Annotated in this window: 17 protein-coding genes; 3 read left to right on the forward strand and 14 right to left on the reverse strand. The window is 48.4% G+C overall.

All coding sequences use genetic code 11. The features are described from left to right. Window positions 1–56 precede the first annotated feature (56 nt). The 14 genes from AB4N44_RS02830 to AB4N44_RS02895 all read right to left on the reverse strand — a co-directional run bounded on the left by AB4N44_RS02830 (window position 57) and on the right by AB4N44_RS02895 (window position 16801). Complete coding sequence (locus tag AB4N44_RS02830) at window positions 57–656, reverse strand: class I SAM-dependent methyltransferase (RefSeq protein WP_460158175.1); 600 nt, start codon at window positions 654–656, stop codon at window positions 57–59. Next, entirely contained in the window at window positions 649–1638 is a 990-nt protein-coding gene (locus AB4N44_RS02835) for a hypothetical protein (RefSeq protein WP_460110330.1), read from the reverse strand. The genes AB4N44_RS02830 and AB4N44_RS02835 overlap by 8 nt, the downstream gene beginning before the upstream one ends. 485 nt (window positions 1639–2123) lie before the next feature. Next, window positions 2124–2984 (reverse strand): restriction endonuclease, encoded by an 861-nt coding sequence (locus tag AB4N44_RS02840; RefSeq protein WP_146232718.1) that lies wholly within the window; start codon window positions 2982–2984, stop codon window positions 2124–2126. A gap of 54 nt (window positions 2985–3038) precedes the next feature. Next, entirely contained in the window at window positions 3039–4487 is a 1449-nt protein-coding gene (locus AB4N44_RS02845) for a DGQHR domain-containing protein (protein ID WP_110718461.1), read from the reverse strand. Then, complete coding sequence (locus AB4N44_RS02850; RefSeq protein WP_110718462.1) at window positions 4484–4996, reverse strand: hypothetical protein; 513 nt, start codon at window positions 4994–4996, stop codon at window positions 4484–4486. The genes AB4N44_RS02845 and AB4N44_RS02850 overlap by 4 nt, the downstream gene beginning before the upstream one ends. Window positions 4997–5108: 112 nt before the next feature. Continuing rightward, window positions 5109–8474: a DEAD/DEAH box helicase gene (locus tag AB4N44_RS02855; RefSeq protein ID WP_460110326.1), complete on the reverse strand. Its 3366-nt coding sequence runs from the start codon at window positions 8472–8474 to the stop codon at window positions 5109–5111. A 4-nt stretch (window positions 8475–8478) separates the two neighbouring features. Further along, window positions 8479–8922: a hypothetical protein gene (locus AB4N44_RS02860; protein WP_460110324.1), complete on the reverse strand. Its 444-nt coding sequence runs from the start codon at window positions 8920–8922 to the stop codon at window positions 8479–8481. Then, window positions 8919–9455 (reverse strand): hypothetical protein, encoded by a 537-nt coding sequence (locus AB4N44_RS02865; RefSeq protein ID WP_339508652.1) that lies wholly within the window; start codon window positions 9453–9455, stop codon window positions 8919–8921. The genes AB4N44_RS02860 and AB4N44_RS02865 overlap by 4 nt, the downstream gene beginning before the upstream one ends. Next, the gene (locus tag AB4N44_RS02870) at window positions 9452–10522 is read right to left on the reverse strand and encodes a hypothetical protein (RefSeq protein WP_460158176.1); all 1071 of its coding nucleotides are present in this window, start codon (window positions 10520–10522) and stop codon (window positions 9452–9454) included. The genes AB4N44_RS02865 and AB4N44_RS02870 overlap by 4 nt, the downstream gene beginning before the upstream one ends. A gap of 230 nt (window positions 10523–10752) precedes the next feature. Then, complete coding sequence (locus AB4N44_RS02875; protein WP_460110321.1) at window positions 10753–11868, reverse strand: HNH endonuclease; 1116 nt, start codon at window positions 11866–11868, stop codon at window positions 10753–10755. Window positions 11869–11976: 108 nt separating this feature from the next. Next, the gene (locus AB4N44_RS02880) at window positions 11977–13149 is read right to left on the reverse strand and encodes a PDDEXK-like family protein (RefSeq protein WP_460110319.1); all 1173 of its coding nucleotides are present in this window, start codon (window positions 13147–13149) and stop codon (window positions 11977–11979) included. A 229-nt stretch (window positions 13150–13378) separates the two neighbouring features. After that, window positions 13379–14344, reverse strand: a complete 966-nt coding sequence (locus AB4N44_RS02885; protein WP_460110317.1) for an HNH endonuclease — start codon at window positions 14342–14344, stop codon at window positions 13379–13381. Between the two features lie 387 nt (window positions 14345–14731). Beyond that, window positions 14732–16087 carry a hypothetical protein gene (locus AB4N44_RS02890; protein ID WP_460110315.1) on the reverse strand — a complete coding sequence of 452 codons (1356 nt, stop codon included), beginning with the start codon at window positions 16085–16087 and terminating at the stop codon, window positions 14732–14734. A gap of 348 nt (window positions 16088–16435) precedes the next feature. Continuing rightward, window positions 16436–16801, reverse strand: a complete 366-nt coding sequence (locus tag AB4N44_RS02895) for a histone-like nucleoid-structuring protein, MvaT/MvaU family (RefSeq protein ID WP_186623174.1) — start codon at window positions 16799–16801, stop codon at window positions 16436–16438. A 395-nt stretch (window positions 16802–17196) separates the two neighbouring features. Between AB4N44_RS02895 and AB4N44_RS02900 the strand changes: the two genes are divergently transcribed. From AB4N44_RS02900 to AB4N44_RS02910, 3 genes are all read left to right on the forward strand, one after another. Beyond that, window positions 17197–17373: a DUF3606 domain-containing protein gene (locus AB4N44_RS02900; protein WP_110718470.1), complete on the forward strand. Its 177-nt coding sequence runs from the start codon at window positions 17197–17199 to the stop codon at window positions 17371–17373. An 84-nt stretch (window positions 17374–17457) separates the two neighbouring features. Next, window positions 17458–17673, forward strand: coding sequence for a hypothetical protein (locus AB4N44_RS02905; protein ID WP_460110313.1), 216 nt, complete (start codon window positions 17458–17460; stop codon window positions 17671–17673). Window positions 17674–17987: 314 nt separating this feature from the next. After that, window positions 17988–19559, forward strand: a complete 1572-nt coding sequence (locus tag AB4N44_RS02910) for a hypothetical protein (RefSeq protein ID WP_460110311.1) — start codon at window positions 17988–17990, stop codon at window positions 19557–19559. Window positions 19560–19592: the final 33 nt, after the last annotated feature.

Consider the following 19592-nt stretch of genomic DNA (forward strand, 5'->3'; position numbering starts at 1 on the left):
AAGTCTAATTTAAAAATACTACGAATAGATTCGAACGAAAACTTTCCAGATATCATTTATAATTCTGACTTTTTGATTATAGTATTTAACCACTGAGTTTCACTTCGCCCAGCCAGATCTTTCGAAACCCATTGCTTAACAATCTGCGTACTCGCAATGCTCGACAGAAGATCTGTAATCTCGTCTGTTTTATAGAAGCTGAACAACCTACCGTCAACATTGCGAGCTTCGCCAACACCCTCCTTCAGCGAAAAATAAAAATACCCACCAGGCTTGAGTGATTTCACGATTTTAGGCAAAGTATCAAAGAACGCATGTTTGTGCATATGCATTAAGGACGCACAGGCCCAGATGCCGTCATACTCCTCTACAAATGCAATTTGCTCTGCAGCAAGATCAAATATCTTAACGCCTGTCTTCAAACGTGCGTAATTAGCCATGGCAAGTGAAGGCTCTACACCTTCCACAATAAAGCCCATTTGGAGAAAATGTTTTATATCTCGTCCGGTCCCACAGCCCAAATCTAGAACTCTGCCTCCAGAAGGCAGCATGCTTTCAAATGACTTCCACTGCTCGCTCATGTCAATTGAGGAGCTAAATCTATCATATTCCCGACAAGTATCTTCATAGTACTTAAGCGTCGCAATATCAGGCATTAGTATTTCCAACTCCACTTCCGGCAGGAGCTTTCGCTTCTGACTCCCAATCTTGGATCTGTTTATTGATCTCATCATAGTCTGCTTTGACCAATTCTTGAATCCTTCTCGGGAAAACAGCCGTATGGATCCGCGTAGAACCACCCTGGTTTTCTTGATCTGCTTGCCTGTATGCGTCCGTAAGCGCGGTGAGATGAGCAAGGTATTTCCCCAAGCAACCACTCAATTCGGAGTTTTTAGGATTCGCTAGCCCTGAGGACTTTTCAATGAGTGCAGCCATTCGTACACCCACTTCAATAATAACTAAAACCTGGGGAAGCACGTCCTTTACATTTTGACCGAGATAAGGAAGCTCTTCAATAAGACGTAATGGGCGTTTATCAGATTGCTCATGAATGTATAGCGTTGATTTAACAACCCCCGAGCTACAATCGTCTTCAAATATATAGCGAGAGGGGTCAAAATTCGATAATTGCTCATGCAATTGATTGCTTAGCTCCTTGCTTTGAGCAAGCAAAACTAACAATGGGCCGTAGAACTCATTATTTTGCTTGTTACGATACTCAAATATTTTCTGTCTGACATCGAAAGAAAATTTTTCTTTACGCTCACTTTCATTGTGCGTAATCTGGCGAGCTTGCAGAAAATAGTTTACCAACGCGGCAATCCCCACTCCCAAAGCACCAAAAAATGCTGGAATAAGCCGCTCCCAAAAGGACTGCTTCAACGTGGTTACTTGCGAGCTAATACTCGTTAAGCTCTCATTAACATTATCGACTTTCTGGCTTATACCTAAAATTTTATCATTTTGGTCTAACACATATGCTGGAAAAACCGCGCCAGCTGCAGACATAGGCACATCCGAGTGAGTCATCGCTTCCGGCATAACCACAGCCGCCGAATCCGTAGAGCCCGCGGCAATCGCGTTCACGGACAGGGTGCTGAAAAAGATCAGCAATAGAGTTACTGGGATCTGCCTCATGAGAGCCTCCTATGAATTCATAAGATACTCCCGTATTTTAGGCACAACCGCAACAAATTATTCGACCAACACACTGTAAGTATTGAAACGCTGAAAAACATCTGATTGGTTTTGCATGTAACTATGCAAGAAGCTCTCGAGTGATGGGCTTTTGGCTTTTAGGGCTCAACTAAGAATTCTGTTTGGCTTAGGTGACCATATTTTAACCTCCTGAAAGTCATCAATAAATATTGACGACCGAGGTAATGCTTGCGTGCCCCTAACAGGTCCCGTGTTAAAGGGAATGTTCTTTCGCTAAACCGAGGGTATTTGTCAGGCTGGATCAGCGCTCTGGTTAAGCAAGCATAAATACAATCTTCACCCAACGGAATAATTGCATTTTACTTACAAGCTTTGCCTTTTATTCAAGGCTGAAAAAATCGCCTTCTAGATCAAATCTCTCATCTAAAGTGACCGAGTTAACTGCAATAATAACACTAATCAAATCACGACCTACCGCCTCCTTTTTGTAAATCCCAGTTTTGTACACTCTCGTATTCACCCAGAGCAAGATCAAGTGCATAAGACGGAATAGAAATCATATCGACCTGAACTCCAAATCCTTTTTCAATCATCAGCTCAACAATTGATTCTCCGTCAACGAGAATAATGGGGACTGCCCCACGCTTAATAGATGCAGACACAGCGCCTGATGAAAATGATGCTGTGGTGAAAAATAATCCTTGCTCAAAGTCTCCTTGAGCTGCCCCACGAAACCTGTCTATTTCTGGACGTTGTATGTTGCCCTTCGTCCAACGCTTACACTGGAATGCAACATTTAAATTTGCCAATCCGACCTTTAACTTCCCGTGACCATCAATACCGCCATCACTTGATACTTTTGTGACGGCGGTATCATGAAAGCCGTATATATCCATTAACCTTTTAGCAAACAGTTCAAACCCTGAAGGTGACATCGACTTTAGATCATTAAGAATCTTTTTCTTAAATTCAACGATATATTTTTCATGCAAAAGCTGTAGCTCGCGCAGGCTCGCAGCGTGAGAGTCTGTAATGTTTTTGACCTTTGGCTGTTTCGACAGCTGCTCTCTTGGAGAACCAGGTAATCGTTCGCCCACTGGCATGTAACGATTCCCGTCAACGAGCACAAAATGTTTGGTGGCAGAAGAGCTAGGAAATACTATACCTTCGCAGTGACGTCGAATTTGGCTACGAACAACATGACGGGGATTGTCGGCATGAAATGTATATAGGCCGGCGTTAACTATTGCATAATAAGCCTCGTCAGCAGTCATAGGTGAGCCTTTCTTCATCATTACAAGACGAATAGCTTCTGTTATTGTCACTTATAACCCTCCAAGATTTCCCGCCACTTCCTCATACAAGATCCGCTGCACCAATCAGTCATCAAATGAAGCCCCCACCAAAAGCGAACGATAAATGTATGACAAATAACTGTAGCCTAGGTCTTCATTCCTGAGTGCAATATCTTTATTTTCTAGTTTGAAGTGAAACACTGGATAGTTCGACTCAAAAGCAATTTCATCTAATTCCACCCAAAAGCTTTCTGAAACAGCACTAACCTCTCCAACAAAATTAGAATAAATTACATCCTTGCTTCGAGCGGGGATAATGGCTTTATTACTCCCTCCTGAGCCATCTGAAAACTCGACGGAATAAAACTTGGCTTTGGGTGGCTGTATGGCCTTATAAATAAGTCCGGATGTTTTAGAGACCGCATCCAATTCAGAGAAAAAACTATCCTTAATTCTAGATCTACTCAAAATTTTGATGTATTCACTTTCATCTATCACATCTCCGTACTCAGCCACTCCCGCCTTTACTGCTTTATTGTAAGCATCTCTCAACGCTCGCATTAGAGCAATGAGACCAACTGTTTTGTTTAAGGCGGAAGCTTTATTCTCAACCCGCCAACTTTCCGGCCATAATTCGGATACTGCGGAGAAATAATTGTACACATTAGCCGCTATAACCGAGTCATCTCCGCCCGCGAAATTTTTTCGAAAAGGCAACCGCACAAAATCTGCATCTTCCATGTCCGGAAGCTTCTTATCTTTCATTCCAAAGAATTTCTTCTTACGCCCTAGCAAAATATCACGATCTAAACTAGGTTTCTTGGAAATTAGCTTTACCAAGTTCTCGACAAATGCCGCCTGAGTAATCAGTTCGGTACTAACTCCAGGTGTTTTTAGCCCAAGTCTTTTTATACGCTGATAAAAAGGTGAACCCTTTTTCCCATTAAGCAAAGATGCTATCTGATGCGCTGACTTGGTAGGGCTTCTTGCGAGAGCTAGTGACTCAAGATCATATACCAAACTTCGATTTACTTTTGTCTGATTTTGGTTAACCATCGTAAAAACTTGAGCTTGCGTATGAAGATCAGCCTCTACAAAAATAGTAACTAGCAGTTCGAAATCTAGCCTTTCGCCGCTAGGCGAGCTATAACAAAAATCAGTTCCTTCGAATCCAGCTAGACGATGTTGTCCATCTAGAATTTTTGCAACTTTTCCTTTCTGATCATCATGATATTTGATGGATAATACATTCCCCTCTAAAGTCACATACTTTTCCCCAATAGCCACAATGATGGAGTTTGGAAAAGTCGCATCCACAGCAGTAATGTATTCTCCGATTTGTTTCACTCGAAATGCACTTAATTCTCGCTGAATCCCAAGATAGGTGTCCAAGCCCTCACCATCTTGCTCGTCCTCCAAACGTCTCACATCTGAGTACGATATGTTGTAGAGATCCCGTGCTTTGAATACGCTGCAATAAAAATCGCCTATTGGCTGAGAAACACGAATGCAACTACCTTTGATCACATTCATTCCCCAGACTCCTTATTGATTAGATCGTTAAATCTGGCAAACAACTTCTTTTCTTGATCGCTTTGAACCTTATTAGGATCAATCAATGCTCTATAACTTGGCCATATACTTGAGTACCACAGAAGGAGAGTTGCGATAACAATTGTATAACCAAAGAAGGCCACACCATCTTCGTGCACACTCATTTTGATCGGAATCAAAGTCTCTAACCGAACTGATACAAAAAGAAAAGCACCTGCTATTAGCGCATATAAAAACAGTAAAAACCGAAGATCCTGCAGCATAGCTGTGCCGCTCTCCTTATATCGAATCAAAATGTAAGGAGTCAAAAAAGCTGACGTGTATATAAACACCTCGCCGCTGCTAAAGTTTTTCGAAAATGCGGATCCGAATTCAATGTCTGTCCACGTCGATGAAACAGAGGAGCCGAACAATATTGGAAATAAAGAAAACAGAAGCGTAAAAAACAACTCTCTCGAAACCTTTGCAAACTGAACTAATATCTCCATAACCCCACCCTCAAATGAACAATCACGGCGGACAGGCTACAAGCTGCAATCCTGCCAATATGCTTATAAAAATTAAAATCACCTCACCAACGCTTAGCCAGGCTTTCTATATCTACGGGCTTAGCACCTTACTAATCCGCATATTATCACTGTACGCACAACTTTTTAACCCACCAGCATAAACAACAGGCACATTCCAAGCATGCTGCATTAACCTCGGAAACAAGTTTTCCTCAGCACCTTTCTTTGAATTCCAACGTCGAAGAAAGTCACGATGACCAAAAAACAGAAGGTGAAGCTTCGCTCTAGAACAAGCCACATTGAGACGTTTCCGGTCGAGGATAAAGTTAAGATTTCCCTCGGTGCGAACAGTGGAATAACAAACGATGTCCGCCTCACTCCCCTGAAACGCATCCACGGTATCAACAGCTATCGACAATTGACCAAGCTTCCCTTCCACCCATCCAATCTTGCGCAAGCTCGCACGCACACATTCTTTCTGCGCTCCATACGGCGTAATGACAGCCACCGAAATACGCTTCGTTGTACTCTCTGCAAGATTAGCCAAAAACTGAGTTATCTCCTTCGCCTCCTCCCGATTTTCCTTGCTTTGCGAACCTTTCGGCTGAGATTGACGTCCTTTCACGTCGACCCAGTAAATAGATTTTTCAAGTATGTATCGCTCCTCGAAATACGCGTCATCTCGGCCATTGTGAAGCACGCGTTTACCTTCACGCATGTAGAAGAGTTCTGCCACCAAATCCCCGATCGCCGGCGCCATTCGATACTGCAAACTCAACGTCTCGCGGCACTGTGGCGGAAGGCGCTCAAACATCAATTCAAAGAAGCTGGTATCCAAGAAATTTTCACGTAAGAACCCAAGTTCTTCTACGGCTTCATCTTCTCGGAGCAACGGAGCGATGCTTGGTGGAAGCTGGTAGTGATCGCCTACAAGAATCACCTTGTTCGATCGCAAGATGGGAATGAGGATTTCCGGGATGGTGGCTCTGCCCGCCTCATCAATGATTGCTACGTCGAACTGGAGTTGATCTATACCTCCCTTGTTGGTAGCCAAGCCCACACAGGTGGCACCGACCAGGTTGCGGTCGGCCAGGAGCGTAATAAAAAATTCGTCCTGGTTGGCGCGCGACTGTGAGGCTTGCTTGATCGAGGAGAGCCACATGTGACACAACGCGGCTTCATTATCCGGTAGGCTGACGGCACCGGCGATTGCGAGATCTTCGAGATCTGTAAGGTATTCACTGAATTGACTGTCGAATCCTAGCGGTTTGATGACGCTACTCATCTTCTCAGGATTACCTATCCGAATAGTGCGAATCGCGTGATCGAAGCCATGGGCATGTTCGGCGAGAAACTTCTCCAGGGCGTTGTCCACCGCAGAGTTTTGTTGCGATACCACGAGAATTCGAAGATCAGAGCGCTGACGGTAAAGCTGATACAAAATCTCAACAATAGCCGTTGTCTTACCAGCGCCAGGTGGCCCCTGAATCAACGCGATATTTCGCTCACTCAGCGCTAACTCCACTACTCGTTTCTGACTCTCATCCAGAGGCCCGGACCACGCTATGTCCCTACTCCGTTCTGCCGGTTCGGCGAGATAATGCTCTGGCGCAAGCAAGATGCTCTTGAGCGCTGGATTAACCAGTTGATCGTTGAAAAAGTCTTCTAACGCTTGCGCCTGACGCTTGAGTGCTGCACTGGGTACAGTGACAACCAAACGCAGCATTGCATTTGACTCTTCTGGCAACGAGAAAGCGCTCTCGATGCTAATACTGCTCTTAGTGCAAATGTACAAAGGACGCCGGCGGCGATCGCGGGAGACAGCAGGCACAAACTCACAACGGTCTGCATCCCATAGCAAGAGTCGGACACAGTGGTCAGGATTGAGGAAGTTTTTGTCTGACAGCACCTCGCGAAGCTTCTCGGCTAAGCCTTCGAAAGCCTCGTGATCTGACGGAGGGAGACTGTCTCGTTGGAGTACAAGCACATCGTCTTCCTGAACAAGGAGCATGCTTGCTGAAAAATCCAGTGCCGAAACTTCTTCCTGGCTGCGTTGATACGCAATTACCTGCTCCCAGCGCTGGTAGAAACGACTGTGAGCCAAGCGCTCAGGTGAGTCTTTCATATCCATTGCAGTTTGAGAGCAGAAGCGAAGGAACTCTTCGACTCCGCTTCGCCATCCAACCTGCGACACCGCCGCAAGCTTCTGATTTAGAAGCGTGAACCGAAATGGGGTATCGAGACCAATCTGCAGAGTCCCCGTCTGAATAACCTGATGGACTTCGAGCAAGCTAAAATTGGTCGTTGGCGCACACTCCACCCTCACTGAAGCTTTGCCCAGAGAAATCATTCCCGTCGCGCTAGAGTAGCCGAGCAGTGTCCAAGGCTCGTCCTCTTCGAAAAACTGTTGGTCGGTCACACCCTCTAGATACTTCTCATCTACGGTCAAATAAAGCTGCTGATAGGACTGAACACCACGAGCGCGATAGTTGAACTCGCTGACCTCTATATTGGTGCGTCCTTGCTCAAATGGATTACGTAGCAGACACAGATCGTACTGCGTCGGATGCACCAAGATCTTCTGGCCAGAGAGCAGTCGCACGCCAGGATGCTTTAGCTGGCTCACAGGAAGCGTGGCGCGGATCAGACCATCAAACAACGTCCCGATCATCGATTGCTTTTGCTTTCGTTCAACAATGAAAGGTACGGGTTCACCGGTAATGATGTGGTTATAGTAGAGCGCGCCTCGGGCGACACAGCCATAGAACGATCCATTGTCCCACTTGGTAGCAGATTTGATCAGTACGGGTATCTCATCGTTAAACGGCAGTGCCAACGCCTTTTGAGACACGTCGTCAGTACCGAACGAAATTCGATGCCCGAAGCGCGGGAGTGGCCTACTAATTTCTTCCATCGCCACCAATACGAGCTTTCCTGGGTAAAGCCATTCCAGAGGAAGAAGCTTGTCTGCCGGGTCAAGCGCTAGCAGCAGCGCGTAATGTTCACCCACAAGCAAGGCGTCGACTTCATTCTCCGCGAATGTCAGATAGCGCTCGTACTCTTTCATGCGTACTACAGCATCTTCGACACGTGCGTACTCTCGACGAAGTGCTGACTTACGGTAGGGGCTGGAGGTCTTATCAGAAATTTCCCGAGCAACCATCTGCTCGAGCTTATGCAGCTCCTCTGGAATGCCAACTATCGCCTCGCGGTTTTCCCGGATCACTCTACGTAAAAGTTGAACGTGCTCAAGAACCATCTCCCGATATTCTTCCCACGCCCTTTGCTCTTGACGTGCCTGAGCGGCAGCTGCCCGACGTCGAATCTCCTCCGTACGGGCGTGCTCCTGCGCATGTTTTCGCTCTTCTTCCTCAGTCATGCTGTTAGCTAGCCAGCTGAAGACTTTAGCAACCGCGATAATCGCAACGCCAATACCGACAAAGAGTGGAGCTGCCATAAACTTATTCCTGTCCGCCACCTAGCAACATGGCAGCGTCCTCTGCCGTGATTTTTCCAGACTCGAGCTGCTTGAGTACCCGGTCCTCTCTATCAGCCTTAGTCTCGAGCGTGGTCATTGCTATGTCGTACTGCTGATCGGACTCTCGGCTCTGGTTTGAAAGCTCTTGCATTCTTGCCCAATGATCGCGCTTGTGTTGATCATCCTCGAGCTCGGCTTCTTTCAGCTGCTGCTCCCCAAGCAGAATTTGTCGCTGCCCTTCAATCACGGTCCGTTTGGTGACTTCTTCTTCTTTCTTGTAATCAACAAACGACTTGAATGCATCAATCGATGTGTTGGCCATCTGCATCGCTTGATTCACATTGAATCCACCTCCACCTCCACCTTTTTTAGGAGCGGATTTGCCAGGAGTGGGCTTGGGGGGCGTAGGTTTGCGAGGAGCTTTCATGCGTTCTCTCCGGTTGGGGTGAGCAGTAATGCCAACGTCGCGTCAATGCACTGATCAAGGCATACCTGTAGGCCGATCAACTGCTGGAAATTACCTAGATCCTGTCGTTCCTTTTGAAGCAGCACATGCACTCGTTTCAAGGAATCGAGTTGCTGGCGAACTTTCTTGAGGGTCAACGATTTTTGTTGATTGGAGTGCTTCAACATCTGAGCGATCTGTTCTTTACGACCAGAGCGTTCGCGCTGCAGCTGTTGGAGTTGCTTTTCCCCAATGCGCAGGTCTTGTGCGAGCGTTACCTCAAGTGTTTTGTTGAACTCCCTCAGCTGTGCTGTGACCTCACGAGCCGCGCAGAAACGCAGGTAGCTGGCTGTCGCCTCGAGGACGGCGATTGCAGCGTCAACCCACACGACCGTGGGATTCAGCTTCCCCAGTCCTCTTGCGCCTTGCGTGAGCAAAATGGTTCCGTAACGGCGAACCTGGGCGTCATCCACCATTTGCTCAGCCATATTGGCGAACACATCAACGACCTTCATTGATCATCCTCAATCGGATACACGCCATCTAAATTCAGGCTTTCTTGAATCATGGCCCAGTTGAAGCCTAGATGCTGCCAACGCTCCTCTAGGGCATGGTGACGATTGAAAACCGATGAGACGTTTTCCTCAGCCAACGCCAGCTCTTGGAAGAGGTGCTCGATGACTCGGTCTTTGGTCGCTCGCTCGACAACTGGCCACACCCAGGAAGCTTTGGGATCATCAGTAAGCTCAAGCTCTCCTACAGACCCATCATCGTGATCAACAAACGTGGTGAACCTGCAATGGTTAGCGGGGAGTAAACTGCTCAGATGCTCAGGCGCGCCTTCAGGCATATTGAATCGAGTCGAAAGGCACACGACGGGGCTAGCAAACGTGAAATCGTTGGGTCTCGCATGACGCAAAGAGTCAGTTCTGAGTTCAACTTCAATAGCACGGACGTCGCGTGATATTTCCGCTGCCACCCATACGGACAGAGCCCAGTCTGACCTGACAAATTTCTGGTCTCGAAAACATTCGTTGAAACTCTCGAAAGCCACTGGCAGATACTGCTCGGGAACATCCCAGATTCGGTTTTTCTGCCGCTCACAATCCTCCCCCCAGTCACTGCTCGGCCATAAACGTGGCTTACCTTCCCCACGATGCCATGGCCGAATCACAAACTGAGTTTCGTCATTCAGCTCTGACGTCTCCAGCGTGTGTACTCCGCAAAACGAGTGGCGCCTGTAGTCTCCGTCGAGCCACAGGTATTTTGTTTGCGCATGCAGCAACCGCTTAGCCTTGAGAAGAGGCTTGGCGCGAGCTGTCAGATTGAAATTCTCCACCAACCCAAGCCCTTCGAGTCGGCGAATAATAGGATGCAGTTGCTGGGGATTGAGGGCTGTCCGTTCTAAAACCCACTCGATACCCCTGTCAGGCATCACATCGAGCGCTTCCAAAATCAAATGCGAAAAACCACCCAACTGGTCAAGTAGGCGGTGCTTGAGTGTTAGCTCATAAAGCCGAACTGGGACATGCACACGTAGACTGCCTTCAATGGCGCACGTGTATTGGCTATGGATCGTCAACCGTCGTACCTGACTATGCTCATGAGAACAATGACATTTTGACATCATGTTAACGCCGGTTGGCGTTCTTTGCAGCCCCAACTGCGATCAAATTTTCGCTGCCAGTCAGATTAGCTGCAGATCACTGGAGTTCTCGATTACGATTCAGTCGCGTGAAGCGCTTCGCTAAATCGGGCAAATTCGAAACCCCATCTCCGCGTTCAGCCCGTCACGAGCAACGACGTTAATCACTAGGTGATCCAGCTTCTGCTATCTTGAAAGACTTCTTCCTCATGGTATTTCAGGTAAGGCACAAGTTCCTTCGGGACAAAACGTAGCGCCTTCGGCAGGCCTAGAGCCTCCCTGTGTTTTCCATCAAGACGTTTTGAAACGTGCATTTGGCCCAAGCTATCGAATGTGATCAGTCCCTTATCAAACAAAGCGTCTAAATTCGCAGACAATAGAAGGCCGTTGTGGCGGTCAAGGCGTTGTTTGGCAGTAGAGTCGATCCAAGGTTTCACATGTGAAGCACGAAGAACCTCCCTGCACGCCAACCCCGTTACAGAGCAAGCGCCGCCCCAAATCTGCATCAGGTCCTCACGAAACCTACCCTGTCCGCGTCGGGCATTAACTCGAGTAAGCACCTCTGTGATGGGTTCACTTCCCTCGTTGATGTCCTCGGCCGGCAATGGCTCGGAAGGAGCACATTGAATGGCGTCAATCAGGCGATCCCATTTTTCATGTCGCTGGGCTGCAGGTATGGCGTCCAGAATTCGCCCTACCGTCGGAAGATCCAGATCGGTGTAGGTACTGTACATTCCAAGCAACCTCTCCTTTCCCGTGATCATCCTGGGATCCAGAGTAATTGGCTTTTCAAACCACCAGAAATAATCCTCTGGGCAGATCCAGTTTGGAATCCAGTGCAGGTCCCTCTCCCAAGCTTTCAGGAATTTCTTCTGGTTACCAGCGAACCGCTTTCGGACATTTTCAACATTCCAGGCGTCCTCCCAAAGCTCACCCAGCGATAACTCGCGAACAATTTCTTCACGCTGAGCAAGATGATGGTCATCGAACAGACCGACTGCATTCCCTGCGATGCCAACTAACTGTTGAACGCGGTCATGCGACGTCGTCAAAAACACGAATGTCTGCCCCGCGTTTTGGTCAACTGGTGCCGCGCCCAGCCCCTCTGTATGAAACACTCTAAAACGATTCTTTCCACACGAAAGGACCATTTTTGAAGAGTTATTCCACTCCTCATGGCCGTATCCGTTTGCTTCAGGGAAGCCACTTGTTCCAAGGACCCCGGAAGGCGCAAGGTACTGGTTAGTGTTCCAAAAGATGGGTTTCTGAATGAACAGCGCCATGTTCTTGCTCGTCCTTTGCCAATTGATAAAAGTGGGGCGTTTGATTCGATCTTAAGGTGTTTCGCAACGCATCCGAACCGGAGAAAACGTTTTAGCTTGTTACTGCCTTTAATAGCCACTGATTTTTAGGCTGTTCAACACACCATTTATTTCCACTACGCAGTCATTTACGCGCGTCAGCACCTCATCAATATGAGCGTCTGTCACACGATCTCCCTCTTCCAATACGCACCGCTGCTTCTTGATGAAGAAGCGAGTGGATGCAAAGTATAGGCCTTCCCAATCATGAACGGCATAAGCGGGTTGAGTGAATGAGGGCAGCCGTGATATCAGATGCTCAAGATCATCTGCGCGAAAGAATGGAAACACCCCAAACCAAGTGTGCTTGTAGACCTTTACCCATACGCCTTCAGGCCAACTGCGTAGCCGTATATCCAAATCGTATTTTTGCTTGTCTGGATTAGATGCGAACTTGACTACCATTTCGCTCTTAAACGGTTCAAATAGGCAATCAGTGGCAAGGCGCTCACGCAAGCGAGCAAATAGCTCAGTCAGCTTACGAGTTTTGCAGTATTGATAGTGATCCACCAGATGCGCATAAGCGTCTTCGCTTTCTTGGAACACATTCCAGCAAAGTTCATTCAGCTCAGAGTTTCCTGACATTGTCTTTTCCACATGGGAGGTGAATTGATCTATAAAGTACGACGCCGTTGCTGTGGCATGAATTTGTTGCTGACGAAGGAGCCGGGCTAACTGACCATAGGATTGGTTATAAACCGGTACACTGGATTCTGGATCTTGAGTTGGAGACCCCCTGCCCTTCGGCGTCAGGTAGACAAGAGCCTTATACGCATAGTGTGGGTACAGATCAGATAACGTTTTTTGATAGCGTGCGACTTGGTTTTTTCGATCCGCAGCCCAAATCTTATTTTCAATCGCGATGACAAGACGTAGATCCGGGTAGTCGAGCAAAATATCGATGTGGGCTAACTCCCTGGCAATGTTTGCCCTGGCGCCTCTAGCCCTATCAAGAACCTCCAATGTAAGCGCCTTTCCGCTGCATGGCATATAAGCAAGAGAATACACATAGGCATCTCTAAATAATGAACCCATGCCATGGGTCTCTTCCTCGCATAGTAATGCCGCAAGAATGTTAGAATGAACCAGCTCCTTGGAGCTCACGCCCATCACTTTGAACATATCGAAGGTCTTCGTGTAACGGCCAAGCGAAATAAAAGCGGCACCCGTGTGAAGGGCTGCCAATTGAGCGGAGGCTTCCATACTTAATGTCCTATTGAGCAATCGAAACGGGCGCTGTCCTCAATATTAACGCAAGATCAACACTTTACGCCGTCACTGTGAGGATTATAGTGATCCAAGGTTGCGATCTTCGCAGGATTGCAGCGCACCTTGCCACCTTGATCTTCGGCTCTAGAAGCCATAGTGAGAACATGCTAATACGTCAGAGAATTTCCCGACCAGAAATAAATTTTTTAGTTTCACTCGAGTATCAGATGCTCAGGCCAGCAAGCTTCTGTATAAATAGGGTCTTCAGTACCTCACGTTCAATACCATAATGGGCTTCTCTATGGTGCTCAGGGCATAAGGCAATGACATTTTCAGGAGTATCTGCGCCCACTTCACTCAGCGACACAACATGATGAGTTTCGAGATAGATATCACCGTTAGTTTTGCGAAAACCAATCCGCCCACAGTACTCACAACACCCCTTAGAGCGCGCCAGTACGCTTTGCCTGACTTTTGCATTTCGCACCCAGACAAATTTGGAAAGCGCCTCGCGATCGGGATGCTCATTTCCAGTAAATTGATCAGCTACACCTACACCGTATGAGTCGATTGTGATCTCCGGAAATGCTTGGGCGTCGGCCAATGATCCTGCTGCGCCCACAACGTCTATTGCCTTAGGCTCGCTGGCTTCGCTTGAAGGTTTAGCGCCACGACGCAGTAGGAATGACCCCGTTTCCATTTCGTACATCACGAGATGCCATGGCTCTGGATCCAACAATCTATAGTCAGCAGATGCACGTTCATCATCTTGCCGAACAGGACTTTTGCTTTTGATCAATGCCACTCGGATCGTACATCCTTTCCAATGAGCTATTTTGATAACTTCATCCATCTGCAGCGCTCTAGAAGCCCAGATTTTCAATCGCTGCCTGAGCGATGGGGTGCGCTGATCATTGGCTCTTTCATCATATGTACTGTACTCAGCCCTTAAATTTCCGATGTATTGGATACCATTGTTCAAAAAATCCAACTCGTCATACCAGAGACAAAGAAGTACACGATCGTTCCCCTCAAACGCCCATCGATAGCAGTATGTTGGATTCTGTGCCGGTGACCTGCTAGAGGAATTGTTATGCCAATCGCCTACGTCTATTCCTGCCTCAGACACAGCATTGTAGACACGCATCTTTGATGTCGGCTTAAGCTGTTCGCGTAGAGTTTCGAGCATGACGTCCCCGTTGAAATGTCAGTCATAGTGGATCGGATTAATGACATGCCGCGAACCGTCGGTTACGGGAAGACATTGACCGAGATCGAAACCTACCTTTGGCAGAGCGACAGTCAGAAGCATGGCACTAAATTTACAACGACGCTTTGGCGCTGTGAATCCTATCTCGTATTGATACCCCATGAGACGTGGTTACTTTCTTCGGGAGATGCCTCATTCATGAGGTAACAACCGCAGTTTCGTCCTAAAAGCGCTCAACAGACACGTCAGGATCAGGTTTGCCATTTCGGCACTACCCCTCCCGGCAGATATTGAACAATTTTTGCGTCTACCGTCACTGAAGTTTCTTTCCCTTACCCGACGATTAGTGTTCTTTCCTAAGAATGTTCATTCCTGTTTTTTGGGGCGACGGTTAGGATCAACAGGGAGATTTTCGACACCTCGATCAAGCAACTCAGCCAGAACCATTTCCCGTGTATTCCCCTGCTGAGCCAGCACGATCAACGAATTCGCTGCTTCTCGCGCCAGCTTGCGCGCCACAACACGTTGTTCAGTCGAAATCACTCGATCATCTGCACGCCCATGGATATAGGTGCATCTCAACTCGTATAACGCCAAGTACTGTTTCGCTGACATGGGCTGCCCCGTTGCGGCGCTAAGCCTTGCAGCAACTCGACGCGTTGCCGATTCCTTGTGTAGATCTGTTTTCAACCGTAACTTATGTTTGTGATCGCTCTCTGCTCCAAACGCTGCCTCAATCAGGATGAGATGCGCCATCACTTCATCAATACCATCGGAAAGAAAGGCGCGCACCATGAAGTGCTCAACCGGGGTTGAGAAGAGGTCTGACCTCTGGGCATCCTTAAAATCAGTCCACTTCGATAGACTTAGAGCTTCGAGTATATCGGCTCCTTCTGCAAAGCTCTGAAGGCGCAGTGGACGCTCACTTTCGTCCCACTCATCATGTCCAATCTGAATGAAATGGGGCTCCCACGAAAGTCTTTCCGGGTTTGGAGGCGGGCTCGGGAAGGAGCACAAATCATCGTCGAGGGTATAAATCCAAGGGAGTCTGAAGCCTCGCCAATCCACCTCTTTCATCTGAGCCCATTCCTCCCACGGGGCTAAAAGAAGGAAAAACAGCGCTTGCTCGACCACCGCGGGGAAACGGCCGCCGTAAGGGGTAATTTCACCTAGATCCTTATCGATGCGAAAGTCCAAAAACGAAAAGCCTCTGCTCTGCGAAGCTTGCCCAATCGACACCTCTTCTTCCACGACCAACCAATGAAATTCCGAAAGGCGTGCCGAATCCAGTTGATCGCTTGGGAAGAAACGGGTCAACCGCGGCTTTTGGAATATTGTCTCCAACTCTACAGAAGTAAAACATCTCACTCGGGCATTTCCGAACTGAAGCTCAGGAATATCATCAGCCAAATCAAGTGGGCAGAGATATCTGCGCTTGATCGTGGTTCGCTCAAACTCGCGTGATAACAGTACTGCCATCTCCTGAAAGTCTGGCAGCGGGTTGTCAGGAGCGAAGGTGTTGCAGCATGGTAGGCCGAGCGACTTCAACGCATGGCCGATAGAGGTTTCCACTAGGAAGTTAGCTTTCCCATTAGGAAGGCGCTGTATTAACAGCGCCTTCAGCGCAAGAAACTCTGAGCTGGACCGAAAATTATTTGGCTTGGGAGGCGGAATTTTCCATAGGGTCTTCAATGCGGCGGCGAGTGAATGCTCATGGTTCATGAAGTTCTGGTGACCTAAATTAACGAACGTTTCAAGGGATAAAACTGGCCTAAAAGCTTTGGTTTCCGCTACGTAATGATATGGACTTACTACGTTCGGCCAACTCTTTGCTCCTGACTATTGGGAAATTGCAGAAACTCCCGTTCTGATATCTACGCCCTGGGATGTGGATACATCGACGATTGCTATCCCGAACTCATAGCGCAGAGGTTAGCACCTCTCCCCCGCTCGTCGTTTTTTGCGCATAACGGCTAGAGTATGGGGTCGGACGTGCTGTTAGGATGCAACTCGTAAGCCCAGAGAGCAGAAAAAAGAGCCCATCAGGGCTCTTTATTGTTCAGCCTCTCATCAGTTGCCGAGCCATGACTCCACTGTGTCAGAGCCATACTGCTCCTTCCAAGCCTTCAGCCCACGATGATTACCGCCTTTTGTTTCGATAGTCTCTCCGTTGTGCGGATTTTTATAGACCTTGACCTGGCGCGCCTTACGACTGCCCTTTTTGGCGGGAGCTGTTGAAGCGCGGCTGCCCGTTTGGGGATCCAAAATGTTGATGACGTCCTTGAGGCTGAAGCCGTACTTGGCCAGCAAATCACGAATCTTCGTTTCGAACTCAATTTCCTTCTTTAGCCCGGCATCCCCCTTCAGTGCCTCCAGTGCCTGCAACTGTTCAGCGAGATGTTTTTCGAGCTGGCGAAATTCTGCGAGTCTGGACATGGAAACCTCGTGGGTGGGTAGAGATCACAACTAAATTGAAATCAAATCTAACAGATTGGTTCCCATCAAACGTAGCTCGATATTCAAATCGCTCTACTTATCTGCCTGAGCCCCACAAGCGTTAAGTTCTTCTACGGTGATCTCTCCAGCCCCCCTTTCTCGTCTAACACTAAACAAATAACCCTAGTAAGCAGGTGCGCGGTAACCGGTTCGCCATCCATAGATCGTCAGCAGTCTCACCAGAGCACTCGCATCAATCCTTCAGCATCCTTATCAGAGCGGACCACCCGTTGCGGCCGGCCGCTCCTACCGTAACCACATCGCGACTCCAAATCTCAGTTATGACCTATGCTCAAGCCTTCTATGAATCCCCAAGTACAACCAAGGAGATCGACATGGCTGATGATCTGCACAACCGCGGGCCGCAAGACAGAAAACGAGTGAACACTTCCGAAGAATGGGAGTTGAAGTATTGGTCCAAGGAGTTTGGTGTCACTGTTGACCAGCTCAAGGCCGCAGTTAAAGCAGTTGGCCCGATGGTCGATGATGTACGCAAAAAACTCGGGAAATAACGCTCGTAAGTGCCCTACGTCACGGTAGGGCTTTTTCTCGATGTGAACATGGCCTAACCGCCTTCAATCCGGACGGAGTCAAATATGCCGAATTCAGACTTGATGGCACCGCTCCTCTCCAAGATCCACGAGAACCAACTCGCACTGGAGGCAGCCATCATGGAGTTGTCGAATTGGGTTGAGCAGCAAGGTTCATCAGACACTGCGGAGAATGTCCGAGAAGCCCTCGCAGCGATCGACCGAAATGAAGACTTCATCAAGATGACGTTGGCGCTGATCGATACATCCATCGAAAAATGAGGGCTGTGGGAGCCTCCCAATCACCTACAGAAAAAGTTCGTCGCCAATTTTCCTAGATCATCATCCGAATCCGGTGGATAGCATTCAACTGCCCTACCTACTCATTCGGAGAAACACATGTCCAAGAAAAGCACGCCAGCCGATTCATCACGCCAGCAGCGTAACGATAGAGCTGACGCTCTGAATAGCAACCGCGGAACTTCGGGTACAAACCCGACGAATGCCCATGTTCACGGTAACCGTGGCAAGCAGTTGAACCCTAACCAACGCTAGGACGGCGCCCCCGGTTTCGACCGGGGGATTGAGGATTCAAGATGAGCTCAAAAGTTTGTTTCGCAAGTCAGGGAGAATTGATCAGGCTCGCTTTCGATGCGTTTGGCGTGCTTCCTCGCAAGGAGGCGGATCGTGATGAATTCGATGAAACAGCCAAAAAAAACATTCAGAAGCAGCTGGAGCGACTTGCCAAAGAGGAAGGTCACCTGGCTTCGAACTTTGGCGAAGCTGTCCGACTGCTCGGCGGCATACTAATGGGTTACCTACCCAGTACACGGATGGTGCAAGCCATAGGTGATCCACTGTCTGCCCTGCATTACGGCTACAACCAAATCGTCCGTACTGAGGGCACATTTCTGAGCAAGGCTCAGACCCTTCGATACTTTATCTCGATCAAGGCAGTCCCACTGCTAGTGATCTCGCTGAACCAGAGCCTGCTGCGGCACAAAATCGCGGACTTTCAACTGGAAACGCCCGAGGACGAATTCTGGTATCTACCGTCGATAACCAGCGCCGGCGAGATGACGATGCCTTTGGCTAAAGTCATGCGCTTGGCTTACGCTCGCTGTGGCATTTCGCAGACGCAGTTTCATTATCCTGGAAAGAACGCAGCCTCCGATGATTACGCGCTTCAGCACAACCTTGATAACGCCATCAACTGGATCAGAAACCCCTCGCCTCCGGCCCTTCCAGCACTGATAAAGAACTTCACAAACTCCTTCAAGACGCTCGCTGAGTGCGGACGAGAGATTCCTCCTCCCGTTCAAGCGAGCGTTCTGACAAGCCTGGTGTTGGCCAGGGTAACGAGCTACATCGCAGAGCTGATTTCCCAAGCGTACGACGTTAAGTATCTGGAGGATGTTTGCAATCAGTTCCGAGACTACTCGCGATGGATAGCGGAGGACGTCAACGAATTCAAAACCGAGATACAACCGGTGATGCAAAGACAAGCGTCGCCTGAGATGGCTTGGGTGACATGGCAACATGCGTGCAGTGATTTCTGGGGCTTTTTCGATGCAAAAGTTGATCACGTAGCAGATACGCTGCAGCAGATTGAAAGTGCAAATGTTGGCACCCCAATCCCGGATGAAATCATCGCTGCACTGACCATCGAATACGGTCGCTTTGCAGTATGCACCCGCATGGACCTCTATGAGCGCACGCTACTATTGAGCCCGCCTGAGGGTTTTTTCGACATGCTAAACCAAGGCTTCACCCTCAAGCATGACCCATGCACTCACTGGTCGACCATCGACGAATACGCTGAGCGCATTAACTCGCTTCGCCTTGAAGACCACCTATGCTGGATGGCACCTTGGCTACGGGCGGTCTACCACTACCGCCAAGGTGAATTCGTAGCAGCCCTGGACCACTATCAGGTCGCGTTTGAGTACGCCAAATACCGTGCCGGCAAGTATCAGTACGACCTGGTAAATCAATTCATCGAAGTGGCCGCCAAGAACGACAGTCGACGCAGATTCAAGAAAGGGATTGAGTGGGCACAGTATCTAGACATCAAGGTTCGATGGCTGCGCAACGACGAGCCAACGGAAGAAAAACTGAACTACGTTTATGGCATGTTGAAAATAGCTCGATACGATCACCAGCTATAAAGAACCCATTGCCGGCCAGCCAGTAATACTGCT

This window comes from Pseudomonas sp. S3_C06, from assembly GCF_054667675.1.

What these genes read in the sequence shown, in the direction of transcription:
- AB4N44_RS02830 (WP_460158175.1), bottom strand. Translation starts at nt 656, where the DNA reads ATGCCTGATATTGCGACGCTTAAGTACTATGAAGATACTTGTCGGGAA.
- AB4N44_RS02835 (WP_460110330.1), bottom strand. Translation starts at nt 1,638, where the DNA reads ATGAGGCAGATCCCAGTAACTCTATTGCTGATCTTTTTCAGCACCCTG.
- AB4N44_RS02845 (WP_110718461.1), bottom strand. Translation starts at nt 4,487, where the DNA reads ATGAATGTGATCAAAGGTAGTTGCATTCGTGTTTCTCAGCCAATAGGC.
- AB4N44_RS02850 (WP_110718462.1), bottom strand. Translation starts at nt 4,996, where the DNA reads ATGGAGATATTAGTTCAGTTTGCAAAGGTTTCGAGAGAGTTGTTTTTT.
- AB4N44_RS02855 (WP_460110326.1), bottom strand. Translation starts at nt 8,474, where the DNA reads ATGGCAGCTCCACTCTTTGTCGGTATTGGCGTTGCGATTATCGCGGTT.
- AB4N44_RS02860 (WP_460110324.1), bottom strand. Translation starts at nt 8,922, where the DNA reads ATGAAAGCTCCTCGCAAACCTACGCCCCCCAAGCCCACTCCTGGCAAA.
- AB4N44_RS02865 (WP_339508652.1), bottom strand. Translation starts at nt 9,455, where the DNA reads ATGAAGGTCGTTGATGTGTTCGCCAATATGGCTGAGCAAATGGTGGAT.
- AB4N44_RS02875 (WP_460110321.1), bottom strand. Translation starts at nt 11,868, where the DNA reads ATGGCGCTGTTCATTCAGAAACCCATCTTTTGGAACACTAACCAGTAC.
- AB4N44_RS02880 (WP_460110319.1), bottom strand. Translation starts at nt 13,149, where the DNA reads ATGGAAGCCTCCGCTCAATTGGCAGCCCTTCACACGGGTGCCGCTTTT.
- AB4N44_RS02885 (WP_460110317.1), bottom strand. Translation starts at nt 14,344, where the DNA reads ATGCTCGAAACTCTACGCGAACAGCTTAAGCCGACATCAAAGATGCGT.
- AB4N44_RS02890 (WP_460110315.1), bottom strand. Translation starts at nt 16,087, where the DNA reads ATGAACCATGAGCATTCACTCGCCGCCGCATTGAAGACCCTATGGAAA.
- AB4N44_RS02895 (WP_186623174.1), bottom strand. Translation starts at nt 16,801, where the DNA reads ATGTCCAGACTCGCAGAATTTCGCCAGCTCGAAAAACATCTCGCTGAA.
- AB4N44_RS02900 (WP_110718470.1), top strand. Translation starts at nt 17,197, where the DNA reads ATGGCTGATGATCTGCACAACCGCGGGCCGCAAGACAGAAAACGAGTG.
- AB4N44_RS02905 (WP_460110313.1), top strand. Translation starts at nt 17,458, where the DNA reads ATGCCGAATTCAGACTTGATGGCACCGCTCCTCTCCAAGATCCACGAG.
- AB4N44_RS02910 (WP_460110311.1), top strand. Translation starts at nt 17,988, where the DNA reads ATGAGCTCAAAAGTTTGTTTCGCAAGTCAGGGAGAATTGATCAGGCTC.